The sequence below is a fragment of the Agromyces hippuratus genome (assembly GCF_013410355.1).
Classification (GTDB): Bacteria; Actinomycetota; Actinomycetes; order Actinomycetales; family Microbacteriaceae; genus Agromyces; species Agromyces hippuratus.
The window spans coordinates 2,623,321-2,638,681 of record NZ_JACCFI010000001.1; the positions used below are offsets into that span (position 1 = coordinate 2,623,321).

Genomic DNA, 15,361 nt, shown 5'->3' on the forward strand with positions numbered 1-15,361 from the left:
GGCTAGACGCGAAGTCGTTCGTCCACCTACCAGACGGTGCCGCCCCCGACCGAGATGCCGCCCCACGTGAGCGCGATGAAGATCGCGGCGAACACGACGGGTGCGATGCCCGTGCCGTTGCGCGCGAGTCCCTTGAACAGGGCGATCACGGCGAGGATCGCGGCGATGATCGAGAGGCCGCCGCCGACGATCAGCCCGATGAACAGGGGGATGGGCATGAGCAGGAGGCCGGCCAGCGCCAACCAGAACGCTGCCCATGCAGCGGGATTGGAGCGGCGTTCGCTTGAGGAGGACATGCTTCATTGTCTCGCGCCGGGCCCGCACCCCGTGACGCCCGCACTGCTCGTCCAGCTGCGCGCCCGTCGGACCACGCCACGCCACGCCACGCCGTTGAGCATCGGGCGAACACGGCCGCCATCACGTCTGCGGGCTGACCACGAGCACCTCGACGGCTTCGTCCATCTCCGGCCGCGTCTGCGCCCACGTCACCTCGATGTACCATCCCCGCCGTCGAGGTCCTTGCGGAACCCATCCGTGATGCGGGCGCCGCCCTCGGTCTCGCGCACCGTCGATTCACGCCAGCCGTCGGCGGTGAGCCCGACGGCGATCGCCGCAGCCGCGTTTGCCGAGGCATCCGTCTCCGCCGCGAGGTTCAGGACATCGCGAGCCTGCCACCAGGCGGGGTCGGATGCCGACGCGCCTCCCGACTTCGAAGCGTATCTCGGCTCGGACTCCGAGAAGCCGGACTGGGGCTCGAGGTTCGCCGGGATCAGGGCGACCGTCTCACCGAGGAGCCGGTCCGCCTCGGTCCTGTACTCGTCGAGCCCGTCATCGGACGCCATGGCGCATCCTGCCAGGATGAGCGCGAAGAGGGCGGCGGCCACGGCGGCACGGATTCGGCGCATGCTGACGGGATGGATCACGGCGGGTGCTGCCTCTCAGTCGCGGTCGGGGCTCAGCGCGGCGCGAAGGCGGAGCGGATGCGGTACCAGATCGGATCGCCCTCGGCGACACTCGAGCCGATGCGGAGCACGCCGCCCGCTTGGCCGAGCCCGCAGGCGAGCGCGATCAGGCCGATCATGCCCGCCGCGACCGACAGTCCGCTGAAGTCACCTGCCACAAGGTCACGAACCGCGGCCGCGCTGCCGAGGATCGCGGTGAGAAACGCCAGCGAGGACGTCAGAAGCCTGACGAGGTTGCGCGGCTCGAGATAGACGGTTCGCGCCTGCACCCACCCGCCTGGGCGGCGCTGACGAGAACCCGCCCGGAATGGCGCGCGCAGCCACGAGGCGGCACTCGTCGTGAGCGCTCGCCCGGTGAGCCACAGCTGCGCGAGCCCGAATGCTGCGGCGCCGGCGAGGATCACGGCGACGCCCGTCACCACGAGGTCCACGAGCGACAGCGGGCCTCCCAGCTGCGCGATGGCATCGAGCATCCCGGCGGTGACGAACACGCCCAGTGCCGTCACGACGAAGCAGGCGAGGCCGAAGGCCCATCGCGACCATCGTTCGTAGTCGCCGCGGAGCGCCAGCGCGGCGCGGTCGGCCTCTGCGACGCTGGCGTCATCCGCCGCCGCGATGCCGATCCAGGGGCGCGATTCCGGCCGGATGAGGACGAACGCCATGCACGTCAGGTTACGCGATCCGCCTCGCGGAGCCCGGGTCGAGGACCGTGGAGCTCATCGCGGCGTCAGATCCTCGCGCGGCGCCATCGTCATCCCCAGGATGCCGATGCGCAGCTCGCGGGCCCGGGCGAAGTCCTCCCGCGAGATCAGCCCGCGGTCTCTCAGACCCGCGAGCGCGGTCTGGATGTCGCTGTAGATGCGCATCCGCTCGTCGGGTGGCATGCCATCCAGCGCAGCTTCGAGACGGGAGAAACTGCGCTGCCAGCGATCGCTTCCGGTGTGGGCGGGCCCACGGAACATCAGGAAGTGCAGGATGCCGACGATCACGTCTGCCAGCAGCCCTCCGACGCCCCACACGCCATCCGCCGCCCCCAGTGCGATCGCACCGGCGGCGATGAGCAACCCGATCGCCGACGGCACGAGATGCAGCGAGCCGAGCATCCGATGGATCTTCGGGTCGGTACCCAGCGACTCGCGCAATTCCGTCGCGATGCCGATGCCCGCGATGAGCGCGGCGACGCCTGCGAGCAGCCCGGCGACACCCACCGGCGCGACATCATTGCGCCCGAAGACCCACGACAACAGGAAGAGCAGCGCGACGACGGGCAACGTGAAGCTCGCGATGTTCGACAGCGTGAGCAGGCACCCCCATCCCGGCGCGACGTTCTTCGCGAGGTCCCTCCAGGCAGCCGTCGGCGCGAAGGCCGCCAGCGACCGACGAAGCTCGGGAACGCGGTGCAGCGCACGCGCCTCGAGCTTCCACCAGTCCAATTGCGTCCACTGCGTCGCAGCGCGCGCGAACGTCGTGGCAGGACCGTCGCTCAGATCCGCCATACGGCATCCTTTCCTTCCGCCGCGGTGGCGGTACCGGAGGGGTCGAACATCTCGGTGAGCTCACGCAGTGAAATCACCGAACCAGCCTGCCACAGTCGCGCGAGCCGAATGGGGCTCGGAATTGGGGCGGTCTCACTGTTTGTAGCCGCCTCACTCGCTTGATCAGCGGCGTCCGCATGTCGATCCGCCTGCGGGCGGGGGCTAGTGAGCGATGTCCCTAGCCCGAAACAGCAACACGGCGAAGACGAGGAAGATGCCGGCGCCGATCCACCCGCTGACTGCGCCGAGGTTGGGCAGCAAGAACAGGGTGATCACGCCGAGCGCAACGAGCACACCTGCAAGAACTGCGAACAGCCTCATTCCGTAGAGCGAGATGAAAACGAGGTAATGCGCGCCGACGATGATGAGCGACGCCGGGAAGAAGAGAAGAGGCTCGTACGTGCCGAGCACGATCGCAACGAGGAGTCCGAGCGGCACGGTGAACGCGGAATGCATCGCCAAAGCGGCAGAGGGATGACCCTTCGGGAGCGCAACGGGGCCACCCATGAACTTCAGGACGAGCGCTGCCAACGGGAAGATCAACATGCCACCGAAGAACAGCACAGCCATGCCGGCGGCAGGTGAAACCCAGAAGAAGACCGCAGCCGCGACGGCCCAGATGATCGCGGAGACGAGCGGCCCGGAGAAGCCGCCACGGTAGATACGCCTCACGTCGGCTTGGGCTTGCAGAACGTCCACGTCGGTCCTCATCCAGTCGGGCCGAGTCACCTACGGCAGATGCGTCAACGCTCATCAGAACGCGCCGGACCAATCATGGCGTAGTGCCGCGCCGCGGCTCCACCCCACCTCTTGTCCGAAAGCCGGCCCGACGGCGGGTGCGAGTCGATCGTCGCGGGAGTTCGACACGTGCCGTGGAATCCGCCATGACGCGACTGAGGCGCCCGATGGCGTGCATCCGCCGACCGGTGGATGCACGCATCGGTCGGCTGGAGGCTGCCGGCGAGCGCGCGAACGCGGCAGGCTCGGAGCATGGACATGAGAGCGCCTGCAACGGGCAGAACGAGCGGAGCGAGCACGGATGCCGCGGTCCAGGCATCGCACCAACTGCTCACGGGTCATGAGCACGGGTGGATCGTGGAGTCGGCGCACGCCACATCAGAGGGTCGGGTTCTTTACGTGCGATGCGCCGAGTGCGGAGTCAGACGGATCGACGTGCAGCAGTACCCGGACGCTCCGCCCACGGTGCTCAGCGTTCAGTTGCGTCAGCCAACCGGCGGCGCCACGCCATGAGCCCGGTGGCGTCGACTGCAACGACGTCGGCACTGATTGCTCATCCATCGATGGGATCAGCGGAAACGAGCGGCAACTGTCGAGGGCGCCGAGCCGAGTCTCAGATAATTGGCATTTCGCCGAGTGCGTGACAAGTCATCGAGAAAATGACAGCTTGCGCGAGAACCTACATGCAGGCAGCTACCCCTGCACCATGTCCGCGAAGCGCGAGAAGTGGCCGTGGAACGCCACCGTGATGGTGCGGGTGGGGCCGTTACGGTGCTTGGCCACGATGAGGTCGGCCTCGCCGGCGCGGGGGCTGTCGCGCTCGTAGGCGCTCTCACGGTGCAGCAGGATCACCATGTCGGCGTCCTGCTCGATCGAGCCCGACTCGCGCAGGTCGCTGATGGCGGGCATCTTGTCGGCGCGCTGCTCGGGGCCACGGTTCAGCTGCGACAGCGCGATCACGGGCACCTGCAACTCTTTCGCGAGCAGCTTCAGCGCACGCGAGAACTCCGAGACCTCCTGCTGGCGGCTCTCGACGCGCTTGCCGCTCGTCATGAGCTGGAGGTAGTCGATGACCACCATCTTCAGCCCGACCTTCTGCTTGAGGCGGCGGCACTTCGCACGGATCTCGACGAGCGTCATGTTGGGGGAGTCGTCGATGTAGAGGGGTGCGTCGTTGATGCGGCCGCGGGTCGCCGCGATCGTGGTCCAGTCGCGCGAGTCGACCGTGCCCTTTCGCATCATCTGCAGCGGCACGGATGCCTCGGCGCTGAGCAGACGCATCGCGATCTCGCTCTTGCCCATCTCGAGTGAGAAGAAGACCGACGGCTGGCCGTTCGTGATCGACGCGGCCCGTGCGAAGTCGAGCGCGAGGGTCGACTTTCCCATGGCGGGTCGCGCCGCGACGATGATCATCTGGCCGGGGTGGAACCCGTTGGTCAGGTCGTCGAGGTCGGCGAAGCCGGTGGGCACGCCGGTGAACTTGCCATCGGTGTGCTTCGCAGCCTCGATCTCGTCGATGGCGACCGTCACGGCTTCGGACAGCGGCACGTAGTCTTCGGTCTCGACCGAGCCGGTCACGGCGTAGATCTCGGCCTGGGCGTTGTTGACGAGGTCGGTGACCTCGCCCTCGCCTTGGTAGCCCATCTGCACGATTCGAGTGCCGGCCTCGACGAGGCGGCGCAGCATCGCGCGCTCGGCGACGATCGACGAGTAGAAGCCGGCGTTCGCCGCGGTCGGCACGATGCTCGTGAGCGTGTGGAGGTACTCGACGCCGCCGGCGCGCTGCAGGTCGCCGGTCTTCGTCAGCTCGTCGGTGACGGCGATGACGTCGGTGGGCTCGCCGTGCGAGTAGAGGGTGAGGATCGCGTTGAAGACGACCTCGTGCTTCGGCACGTAGAAGTCGACGCCGCGAACGGTCTCGATGACGTCGGCGACGGCGTCTTTCGAGAGCATCATGCCGCCGAGCGCGCTCTGCTCGGCGAGGAGGTCGTGGGGAGGAACGCGTTCGCCCCGTCGGGCGTCACCGTCGTCGGCCGGTTCAGCGAGCCCGATGTGCGCGATCGACAAGTTCATGACCTCCGGTTCGGCTCAGACGGGCGAGCGACCCGCGCCCACGACCCAGTGTCCCGGAGGCCGCCGACATGGCGGGCCGAGCAGGATTTCAGAAGGGGTGGAATGGACGCTGCTTCACGATAGGGAAGCCTGTGCACACACACAACCCAGCCTGTGGATAACTCTGGGGACAATCTGGGCGAAACGCCGTGGAATATGTGCACTACGCCTGTGGATAACTGTGGAAACTCGGTGAATTACATGGGTTGAATTTCAATTTGACCAGCATTTTCATCTACTCACACCTGTGGGGGAAAACTTCTTTGAAAGTCGTTTCCACCTGTGTGCCGACCTGTGTACAACCATCTCAGGAAACATGCATCTCGACTTGCGCGCACCCACGTCGCGGGTGTACGCGACAACGCGAAAACGGCGGCCGGGCCGAAGCCCGAACCGCCGTTCCCGTGGTGCGTCGCGAGTTACTTCGCGGCAACCACCTGAAGGGTGATCGTCGCCGAGAGCTCGTCGTGCAGACGAACCGTAGCCTCGTGGTCGCCGACCGCCTTGATGGGGGTCGTGATCTCGATCTTGCGCTTGTCGAGCTCGCCGAGACCGGCGGTCGCGACGGCAGCCGCGACATCCGAGGTCTTGACGGAGCCGAAGAGGCGACCGCCCTGGCCGGCCTTGACGGCCAGCTTGACCTTGGTCGACTCGAGCTTGGCCTTGACAGCCTGTGCGTCTTCGAGCGAGTGCAGGGCGCGAGCGGCGCGAGCCGCCTTGATCTGCTCGACCTGCTTCTCGCCGCCGCGCGACCACGCCACAGCGAAGCCCTGGGGGACGAGGTAGTTGCGAGCGTAACCGCTCTTGACCTCGACGACGTCGCCGGCCGTGCCGAGGCCGGTGACCTCGTGGGTGAGAATTACCTTAGCCATTGTCGTGCTCCTTAGCGGCCAGAGCCCGAGTAGGGCAGAAGGGCCATCTCGCGTGCGTTCTTGACGGCACGGGCGATCAGGCGCTGCTCCTGCACGGAGACACCGGTGATACGGCGGGCGCGGATCTTTCCACGCTCGGAGATGAACTTGCGGAGGGTCGCGACGTCCTTGTAGTCGATGACACCGACCTTGATGGACTTCGCCGGGGCGGCGTTCTTCGCGCCCTTCCCGCGGGTCGGCTTGCGGCGATCGCCGCTCGACTTTCCAGCCATTGTCTTTCCTGTCTATTGAAAACGATTCGAGCAAGCGGATGCCTGTGGCATCCGCTCACCGGCCGCTGCGCTACTGGAGCGCCTGGGCCTAGAAGGGGGTCTCGTCGCCGTAGCTCGTACCGGGGGTGTTCCAGACGTCTCCGCCGCCGCCCTGAGGGGCTGCTGCGGGGGCGCTGGGTGCCCACGGCTCGTCGGCACCGGCGCCGCCCCCGAAGGAGCTGTTGCCGCCGCCGACACCACGGTTGGACTGGGCGCGCGTCACGGACGCGGTGGCGTAGCGCAGGCTCGGGCCGATTTCATCGACCTCGAGCTCGATGGTGGTGCGCTTCTCGCCTTCCTTCGTCTCGTAGGAACGCTGCTTGAGACGCCCGGAAGCGATGACCCGGGATCCCTTGGTGAGTGAACCGGCCACGTGCTCGGCGAATTCACGCCAGACGCTCGCGCGCAGGAACAGCGCTTCGCCGTCCTTCCACTCGTTCGCCTGACGGTCGAACGTACGAGGAGTGGAAGCGATGGTGAAGTTGGCAACCGCGAGGCCGTTCTGCGTGTAACGCAGCTCGGGATCTGCAGTGAGGTTGCCCACCACGGTGATGATGGTCTCGCCGGCCATGAGGACTAGTCGTCCTTCTTGGCCGTGGCGGGAGCGGCGGCGACCGCAGCAGCGGGAGCGGCGGCGACAGCGGCAGCAGGAGCTGCAGCCTTCGCGCCGGCCTTCGCCTGAGCGGCGGCCTTCTTCGCGGCCTTCGCCTCCTGGGCCTTCGCGTGAGCGGCGACCTGTGCGATCGCCTCTTCGGCGCGGAGGACCTTGGTGCGCATGACGGCCTCGCTGAGGTTCAGCTGGCGGTCGAGCTCATCGGTGGTCTTGGACTCGGCGGTGAAGTCGACGACGGCGTAGATGCCCTCGTTCTTCTTGTTGATCTCGTACGCCAGACGACGACGTCCCCAGATGTCGACCTTGTCGACAGTGCCGCCATCGTTTCGGATGACGTTGAGGAACTTGTCAAGGCTGGGAGCAACGGTGCGCTCATCGATCTCGGGATCGAGGATAACCATCAGCTCGTATTGGTGCATGACTAACCCACCTCCTTCGGACTCAAACGGCTACAGGATCTCTGCAGCAGGAGGGTTGTGCATACGTCACGCCGTGGAGGCCGCACATTCGCGGCACACGGGCAACCTAGACAGCATAGCGGATGCCACGCACCCGCGCCATTCGGCCCGCGCGACCGCCCGAGCATTCGCGCGGGCGTCGGAACCTCAGACCTCGGGAGCCTTCTCGCCGGCGCTGACCGGCCACCACGGAGCATCCGCACCGAAGCGGACGACCGCGAGGCCGCTCTTCGCGCCCGGCTTCACGAACATGCCCTCGAGGCGGGTGCCGGTCTGCGGCACGCCCGGCGCGGCGGCGGCCTTCGCCGTCAGCACCAGTTCGGTGCCGGTCGGGATCCCGTCGGTCGCCGAGGCGACCACCGTGGTGATGTCGATCGCGGTGTTCTTCGGCGTCGCGGCCTTCTTCTGGTTGACGACCCGCACGGTCGCACCCGTGACGTCGAGCGCGAATTCGGGTGCTCGCGACGACGGGTCGAATCGAGACAGTCGAACGGTGCCCGCGATCGAGCTGACGAGCGCGATGGCGCCGCCCGCGAGCACGAGCCCGCCGGCGATGCCCCAGAACCAGCCCCAGAAGTCGATGGCCTCGGGCGCCGCGAACGCCACCCGATCGGTGCTCGTGTTGAGGTAGACCGTCACGTCGCCGAGCTGCTCGTCGTCGGTCGCGAGCGTCTCGCGGTACTGCGTGCCGGCGAACTCGAACTCCACCACGAGGGCGCGGACCTCTTCGATGTGACGGTTCCGACGCGAGCCCTGCGTCTGCATGACCGTCGTCTCCTCGACGGCGACGGCCGAGACCTGTTCGGTGCGCTCGGTCGCCTGCGCGATGACCGGGCCGACGAAGACCAGAGACCAGAACCCGACGCCGATCACCAGCACCACGGCCCAGAGCACGTTGAGGCGCGCCCGCGCCTTCGTGTAGGTCGAGAGATGTGAGCGGTCGATGGTCGTCGCGGTCATGCGTGTGTTCCCCCGGAGGTCGGTGCGGTGTCGTCCGCGCCGATCATAACGACTCCGGAATCCCGCTCCGCGCGCCTGTGCATAAACCCGGCGTCAGGCGTCGCGCGACGCCCACCAGTCGAGCAGACGCTCAGTCGCGGCATCCGGGCCGATGGGGCCCTCGTCGAGGCGCACCTCGAGCAGGTACCGGTAGGCCTCGCCGACGACGGGGCCGGGCGCGACGCCCAGCAGCCGCATGATGTCGGCGCCGTCGAGCTCGGGCCGCACCGCGGCGAGCTCCTCCTCCTCGGCGAGCACGGCGATGCGCTCCTCGAGGTCGTCGTAGGCGAAGGCGAGCTGATCGGCCTTGCGACGATTGCGGGTCGTCACGTCGGCACGCGCGAGGATGTGGAGGCGCTCGAGCTGATCGCCCGCGTCGCGCACGTATCGGCGCACGGCCGAGTCGCTCCACGCGCCATCCGTGTACCCGAAGAACCGCAGGTGCAACTCGATGAGCCGCGAGACCGCGGCGATCGTGTCGTTGTCGAAGCGCAGTGCCCGCAGGCGCTTGCGCGCGAGCTTGGCGCCGACGACGTCGTGGTGGTGGAAGCTGACCGCGCCGCCCGCCTCGAAGCGCCGGGTCGCGGGCTTGCCGATGTCGTGCAGCAGCGCGGCGAGCCGCACGATGAGGTCGGGGGAGTCGAGCACGCCGCGCTCGATCTCGTAGTCGATCGCCTGGTCGAGCACGGTCAGGCTGTGCTCGTAGACGTCCTTGTGGCGATGGTGTTCGTCGCGCTCGAGCGAGAGCGCGGGCAGCTCGGGCAGCACGCGTTCGGCGAGGCCCGATTCGACGAGCAGCCGGATGCCGCTGCGGGGGGTCCTCGACAGCAGCAGCTTCGTCAGCTCGTCGCGCACGCGCTCGGCCGAGATGCGGTCGATCTCCGCGGCGAGGTCGGTCATCGCCTGCTCCGTCGCCGGCTCGACCGCGAAACCGAGCTGGGCGGCGAAGCGCGCGGCGCGCAGCATCCGCAGCGGGTCGTCGCCGAACGACTGCTCGGGCGCGGCAGGGGTGCGCAGCACCTGCGCCACGAGGTCTTCCACGCCGCCCGACGGGTCGACGAGCTCGAGCTTCGGCAGGCGCAGCGCGAGGGCGTTGACCGTGAAGTCGCGTCGGGTGAGGTCGTCTTCGAGGCTCGAGCCGAACACGACCTCGGGCTTGCGCGAGGCCCCGTCGTAGGCGTCGGCGCGGTACGTCGTGATCTCGACGGTCTCGCCGGCGATCTTCGCGCCGATCGTGCCGAAGGCGCGGCCGATGTCCCAGTGCGCCTCGGCGATGGGCTTGACGATCGCGAGGATCTCATCGGGCGTGGCGTCCGTCGTGAAGTCGAGGTCGTTGACGGGCCGCCCGAGGAAGGCGTCGCGCACGGGGCCGCCGACGAGGGCGATCTCGTGCCCGGCCGCCTCGAACGCCGCCGCGAGTCGCGAGACGGTCGGCGAAGCCGCCAGCTCGCCCAGCCGGTCGAGGGCTGTCGCGACACTCTGCATGCCCCTATGTTAAGCGCCGGGCGACGGATGCTTCGGCCCGCACGCAACCCGAAGCGCCTGTGGATGCCGAGCGAACGCCCGGGCGCCACGCCGTAGAATCGCCAGCATGGTGCCCGAGTCGAACCCTGCGCGCCGCCGGTGCTCACGGGTCGAATCGACGGAGAGCGCCCGGCGGCCGTCGTCGGCGGCGCACGTTGACCGGTTCCACCGACCCGGTCTCCCGACCTTCGGTGCGGCGATCGCCACGGCCGCGACGGTCGCGTTGCTGGCCTCCGCGCCGCTCGCGGCGAATGCAGCGGTCACCGGCGCATCGACCGCGACGGCGGCGCGCGCCGCGACGACCGAGTCTCGCGCCGACTCCGGCTCCGGCGTCGTGCTGCGCGTGGCACCGACGGTGACGACGAGCATCGCGCCCGACGCGCCCATCGCGCTCGAGATCGAGGTCGAGAACGCCACGGCGGAAGCCATCCCGGCGGGCGCCCTGCAGCTCTTCCGCTCGGCGGCCGCGATCGACGACACGGCCGAGCTCGATGCGTGGCTCGCCCAGGCGCCCGACCCCGACACCTCGGCAGCCGACGCGGCTGCGACCGAGGCGACCACCATCGACGGCGTCGAGGTCGCCGAGGTGGAGTCCACGATGATCGCCGCCGGCGCTGTCGAGGTCGTATCGGTCACGCTGCCACCGACGGCCGTCGACGAGATCGCCGGATCACCGGTGCTCGGCCTCGGCGTGGAACTGCATGTCGACGGCACGGTCGTCGCATCGGCCACCGACGCCTTCGCCAGTACGGCGGCGCCGACCACGGGCCCGACCGCGATCGCGGTCGCGGTTCCCGTGACGGTGCCGGCATCCGCGACCGGCCTGCTCCAAGCTGATGACCTGGCCGCATGGACCTCGCCGTCCGGACTGCTGACCCGCCAGCTCGACGCCGTCGAAGGGCGCCCCGTCGCGATCGGCATCGACCCCCGCATCATCGCCTCCATCCGCACGCTCGGCACCGCCGCGCCGAGCACCGCCGCGGCGTGGCTCGAGCGCCTCGCCGCGCTCCCCAACGAGATATTCCCCCTCGCGTATGCAGATGCGGATGTCGCGGCGCAGGCGCAGCTCGGCCTGCCCGCGCTCCTCGGTCCGACGTCGTTCTCCGACGTGCTCGATCCGGCGGACTTCGCGGGAGGCGCCGAGGCCGGGGGCGACGTCACCCACGAGGTCGACGGCACCGATGAAGGCGGAACGACGGCGCCCGAGGGAACCGACCCCAGCGCCACCCCCGTGCCGACCGAACCTCCGGCGGGCGAGGTTCCGACGACCGAGGAACTGCTCGACTGGCCGTATACCCGAACCGACATCGGCTGGCCCGCCGACGACACGGTCGCCGTCGGGAACCTCGCGTTCCTCGCCAGTGCGGGGCTGACGACCTCGATCCTCGCCCCGGGCAACGTGGTTCCCGGTGAGCAGTGGGCCAACGCCGCCTCGAGCGTCGATGGATCGACCGCCGTCGTGGCCGATGCGCGGCTCACGGCGCCGCTCCGCGCGGCGTCCGAGGCCCTCAGCGACACCGAGTGGCGCGCCGCGGCTGGCCAGCTCGGCGCCGAGCTCGCGCTGCTCGACGGCAGCGGCGACCACCCCGTCGCGTTGCTGGCGACGCTCGATCGCGGCGCCGGGTCGCAGTCGGCACGCGTCGCCGCCACCCTCGACGCACTCGCTGCGAACCCGCGCGTGGCTGCCGCGTCGCTCACCGACGCCATCGGAGCCCCTCCGGTGGCCCGCGAACTCGTCGACGAACCCGAAGACCGGCAGCGCATCGACAACGTCAGTCGCATCGTCCGCACCGACGCGAACCTGACCGCCTTCGCGACGGTGCTCGACGATCCCCGTGAGCTCACCGGCCCGACCCGCCGCGATGTCCTCGCCCTGCTCGACGTCGACTGGCTGGCCGATCGCCCCGCCTGGGACGCCGCGGTCGGCGAGTGGCTCGTCGCCCAGCGCCGAACGCTCGATGCGGTCTCGATCATCCCCAGCAGCCCCATCAACGTGGTGTCGTCCGAGACGGGCGTGCCGACGACGATCCTGAATGCCCTGCCCTATCCCGTCACGGTCATCGTCGACGTCACGCCGTCGAACGGCCGCCTCGTCGTCGAAGACCAGGTCACCGTCACGGTCGATCCCGAGTCGCGGAGCACGGTGACGGTGCCGGTGGCCGCCGGCATCGGCAACGGGGAGGTCACCCTCACCGTGTCGCTGACCTCGCCCGAGGGCGTACCGGTCGGCAGCCCCGTCTCGATCCCCGTCAACGTGCAGGCCGACTGGGAGGGCCTCGGCGCCGCGATCCTCGGCGTCCTCGTCGTCGTCTTCTTCGGCGTCGGCATCTGGCGCAACATCCGGCGCCACCGCAAGAAGCGGGCCGAGGCCGCAGCGATCGACGCAGCCGACGAGACGCCTGCAGGCGACCCCACGACCGACGAACCGGGAGACGAGCGCCGCGATGGCTGAAGACCGTATCGGACGCGCGAGCGCATTCCTCGCCTCGGGCACGATCGTCTCCCGCATCCTCGGGTTCGTGAAGGCGGCGCTGCTCGCGGCCGTCATCGGCGCCGGTGGCGCCGGTGCGAACGCGTTCGCCGCCGCGAATCAGCTGCCGAACACGATCTACGCGGTCGTCGCCGGCGGAGTGCTGAGCGCGGTGCTCGTGCCGTTGATCGTGCGCTCCGCAGCGCATCGCGACGGCGGAGTCGCCTACATCAACAAGGTCATGACCCTGGGCCTCGTGATCCTCGGGGCGGCGGCCCTCGTCGCAACGCTGCTCACGCCACTGCTGACGGCGCTCGTCGGCAGTCGCATGACCGACGGCGTGTTCGCCCTCGCCGTCGCTTTCGGCTACTGGTGCCTGCCGCAGATCTTCTTCTACGGCATGTACTCGCTGCTCGGCGAAGTGTTGAACGCCAAGCGCGTGTTCGGTCCCTTCACCTGGGTGCCGGTGCTGAACAACGTCGTCGCCATCGCCGGACTCGCCGTGTTCGCGCTGGTCTTCGGCACCGACCCAGACGGTCTGCGCACCGCCGGCGAGTGGTCGCCCGGCATGATCGCCCTCCTCGCCGGCAGCGCGACGCTCGGCGTCGCCATCCAGGCGATCGTGCTCTTCTGGTTCTGGCGGCGAGCGGGGCTCCGGTACCGCCCCGACTTCGCGTGGCGTGGCGTCGGCCTCCGGTCGACGGCCGGTGTCGCGAGCTGGACCTTCGGCATGCTGCTGCTCACGACGATCGCCGGTTTCGTCGAGACCTCCGTCGTCGGCGTCTCCGCGGCGTCTCCCGACGAAGCGTCCGTCAGCATGCAGCAGACCGCCTGGCTGATCTTCATGCTGCCGCACTCGGTGATCACCGTCTCGATCGCCACGGCGTACTTCACGCGCATGAGCGAGCACGCCACGACCGGCGACCTGGGAAAGGTGCGCGACGATCTGTCGAGTGCCGTGCGCGGGGTCGGCGTGATCCTGATGCTCGCCACGGCAGTGCTCATGGTGTGCGCGTTCCTCTTCGCCCGCGTGTTCTCATCGGTCGAACCGCTCGTGTTCGCGGGCGGTTCGCTGGTGCTCGCCTACCTCGTCGGCCTGATCCCGTTCAGCGTGCTCTTCGTCGTGCAGCGCACCTTCTACTCGCTCGGTGACACGAAGACGCCGTTCTTCATCACGCTCGTGCAGGTCGTGCTGATCATCGCCGGCACGCTGGCCTGCATCCCCCTGCCCAGTGCTTGGGTGGCGTTCGGCATCGCCGTCGTCATCACCGTCGCCGGCACCGTTCAGGCGATCCTCGCGGTCGTGCTGTTGCGCCGCCGCATCGGGCCGCTCGACGGTCGCCGGGTCTTCGTCGCCTACGGCAGGTCGGCGCTGGCGCTCGTGCTGCCCGTGATCGTGGGCGTCGGCCTGCTCTGGGCGCTCGGTGGAACGTCGTTCGACGGTTACGCGTTCTCGAGCGTCTTCAGCGCGATCCTCTCGATGGCGATCATCGGCGCCTCGATGAGCGTGGTCTACTTCGCAGTGCTCTGGATGCTGCGCTCGCCCGAGCTGCGCGGGTTCGCCGAGCCGCTCGTCGCCCGCCTTCGCCGTTGAGCGGCCGCGGCGCACGTGTCGCCGCGGCATCCGTCACACGCTGCACCGCACAGCTCCCGCGGAATAGTCGCCGCTTAGACTGTGTTGAGCATCTCGTGGCATCCGATTCGTTGAATGCTGCGAATCACCAGCAACGACGGGAGCGGGCTTGCGCGACATCATCATCATCGGTTCAGGACCGGCCGGTTTCACGGCCGCGATCTACGCCGCTCGCGCGCAGCTGAAACCCCTGCTCATCGCGAGCTCGGTCGAGATCGGCGGCGAGCTGATGAACACGACCGAGGTCGAGAACTTCCCCGGCTTCCCCGAGGGCATCATGGGCCCCGACCTCATGACGAAGCTCCAGGAGCAGGCCGAGCGATTCGGCACCGAGGTCGTCTACGACGACGTCGTGGAGCTCGAACTCGACGGCCCGGTCAAGCGCGTCAAGCTGGGCAACGGCGACGAGCACGAAGCCGCCGCGGTCATCTACGCGACCGGTTCTGCGTACCGCAAGCTCGGGCTGCCCGAAGAAGAGGTGCTCTCGGGCCACGGCCTGTCGTGGTGCGCAACGTGCGACGGCTTCTTCTTCCGCGAGAAGACGATCGCCGTCATCGGCGGTGGCGACTCCGCGATGGAGGAGGCCACGTTCCTCACCCGCTTCGCCAGCAAGGTCTACGTGATCCACCGTCGCGACTCGCTCAAGGCGTCGAAGATCATGCAGCAGCGCGCCTTCGACAACGAGAAGATCGAGTTCATCTGGAACGCCGAGATCGCGGCGATCCACGGCACCGATGCGGTCACCGGAGTCACCCTCCGCGACACCGTGACCGGCGACGAGCGCGGACTCGACCTCGACGGCCTCTTCGTCGCGATCGGCAACGACCCCCGCACGCACCTCGTGCACGGCAAGCTCGATCTCACCCCCGAGGGCACCATCGCGCTCGAGGGACGCACGTCGAAGACCTCCCTGCCGGGCGTCTTCGCGGCCGGCGACGTCATCGACCCGCACTACCGCCAGGCGATCACCGCCGCCGGTTCCGGCGCAGCCGCAGCGCTCGACGCCGAGCACTACCTCGCAGCACTCGGCAACGAGAACGCCGCCGAGGCCGTGCTCGAGACGGAGTTCGCCGTCATCAACTGACCGGGTTGTCGCTCACTGGAGCGACAACATGATCGCCGGGAGCGCTGCTC

Annotated in this window: 14 protein-coding genes and 1 pseudogene; 3 read left to right on the forward strand and 12 right to left on the reverse strand. The window is 68.7% G+C overall.

What is annotated here, in order from left to right:
- Positions 1–26 precede the first annotated feature (26 nt).
- The 12 genes and pseudogenes from BJY17_RS12275 to BJY17_RS12330 all read right to left on the reverse strand — a co-directional run bounded on the left by BJY17_RS12275 (position 27) and on the right by BJY17_RS12330 (position 10,085).
- Positions 27–296 carry a hypothetical protein gene (locus BJY17_RS12275; RefSeq protein WP_179551598.1) on the reverse strand — a complete coding sequence of 90 codons (270 nt, stop codon included), beginning with the start codon at positions 294–296 and terminating at the stop codon, positions 27–29.
- A 189-nt stretch (positions 297–485) separates the two neighbouring features.
- Positions 486–905 carry a hypothetical protein gene (locus BJY17_RS12280; protein WP_179551599.1) on the reverse strand — a complete coding sequence of 140 codons (420 nt, stop codon included), beginning with the start codon at positions 903–905 and terminating at the stop codon, positions 486–488.
- Between the two features lie 50 nt (positions 906–955).
- Positions 956–1,624, reverse strand: a complete 669-nt coding sequence (locus BJY17_RS12285; RefSeq protein ID WP_179551600.1) for a hypothetical protein — start codon at positions 1,622–1,624, stop codon at positions 956–958.
- 54 nt (positions 1,625–1,678) lie between these two features.
- The gene (locus tag BJY17_RS12290; protein WP_179551601.1) at positions 1,679–2,458 is read right to left on the reverse strand and encodes a hypothetical protein; all 780 of its coding nucleotides are present in this window, start codon (positions 2,456–2,458) and stop codon (positions 1,679–1,681) included.
- A gap of 201 nt (positions 2,459–2,659) precedes the next feature.
- Positions 2,660–3,196 (reverse strand): DUF7010 family protein, encoded by a 537-nt coding sequence (locus BJY17_RS12295; RefSeq protein WP_179551602.1) that lies wholly within the window; start codon positions 3,194–3,196, stop codon positions 2,660–2,662.
- Between the two features lie 732 nt (positions 3,197–3,928).
- Positions 3,929–5,302, reverse strand: coding sequence for a replicative DNA helicase (dnaB, locus tag BJY17_RS12300; RefSeq protein ID WP_074260984.1), 1,374 nt, complete (start codon positions 5,300–5,302; stop codon positions 3,929–3,931).
- Positions 5,303–5,766: 464 nt separating this feature from the next.
- On the reverse strand, positions 5,767–6,219 hold the full coding sequence (gene rplI / locus BJY17_RS12305; protein ID WP_056007140.1) for a 50S ribosomal protein L9: 453 nt from the start codon (positions 6,217–6,219) through the stop codon (positions 5,767–5,769).
- 11 nt (positions 6,220–6,230) lie between these two features.
- Positions 6,231–6,491: a 30S ribosomal protein S18 gene (rpsR, locus tag BJY17_RS12310; protein WP_022892391.1), complete on the reverse strand. Its 261-nt coding sequence runs from the start codon at positions 6,489–6,491 to the stop codon at positions 6,231–6,233.
- Positions 6,492–6,579: 88 nt separating this feature from the next.
- Positions 6,580–7,101 (reverse strand): single-stranded DNA-binding protein, encoded by a 522-nt coding sequence (locus tag BJY17_RS12315; protein ID WP_179551603.1) that lies wholly within the window; start codon positions 7,099–7,101, stop codon positions 6,580–6,582.
- 101 nt (positions 7,102–7,202) lie between these two features.
- Positions 7,203–7,562, reverse strand: a pseudogene (gene rpsF, locus BJY17_RS12320) (30S ribosomal protein S6); the annotation flags it as partial.
- Positions 7,563–7,748: 186 nt separating this feature from the next.
- A complete protein-coding gene (locus BJY17_RS12325) occupies positions 7,749–8,561 on the reverse strand; it encodes a hypothetical protein (protein ID WP_179551604.1) in 813 nt (270 codons plus the stop codon).
- A gap of 93 nt (positions 8,562–8,654) precedes the next feature.
- Entirely contained in the window at positions 8,655–10,085 is a 1,431-nt protein-coding gene (locus tag BJY17_RS12330; protein WP_179551605.1) for a CCA tRNA nucleotidyltransferase, read from the reverse strand.
- Between the two features lie 106 nt (positions 10,086–10,191).
- Here BJY17_RS12330 and BJY17_RS12335 point away from each other — a divergent pair, with 106 nt between their 5' ends.
- The 3 genes from BJY17_RS12335 (at position 10,192) to trxB (ending at position 15,311) form a co-directional block, all read left to right on the forward strand.
- Positions 10,192–12,576 carry a DUF6049 family protein gene (locus BJY17_RS12335; protein WP_179551606.1) on the forward strand — a complete coding sequence of 795 codons (2,385 nt, stop codon included), beginning with the start codon at positions 10,192–10,194 and terminating at the stop codon, positions 12,574–12,576.
- A complete protein-coding gene (gene murJ / locus BJY17_RS12340; RefSeq protein ID WP_179551607.1) occupies positions 12,569–14,188 on the forward strand; it encodes a murein biosynthesis integral membrane protein MurJ in 1,620 nt (539 codons plus the stop codon). The genes BJY17_RS12335 and murJ overlap by 8 nt, the downstream gene beginning before the upstream one ends.
- 148 nt (positions 14,189–14,336) lie before the next feature.
- Positions 14,337–15,311: a thioredoxin-disulfide reductase gene (gene trxB, locus BJY17_RS12345; protein WP_179551608.1), complete on the forward strand. Its 975-nt coding sequence runs from the start codon at positions 14,337–14,339 to the stop codon at positions 15,309–15,311.
- Positions 15,312–15,361: the final 50 nt, after the last annotated feature.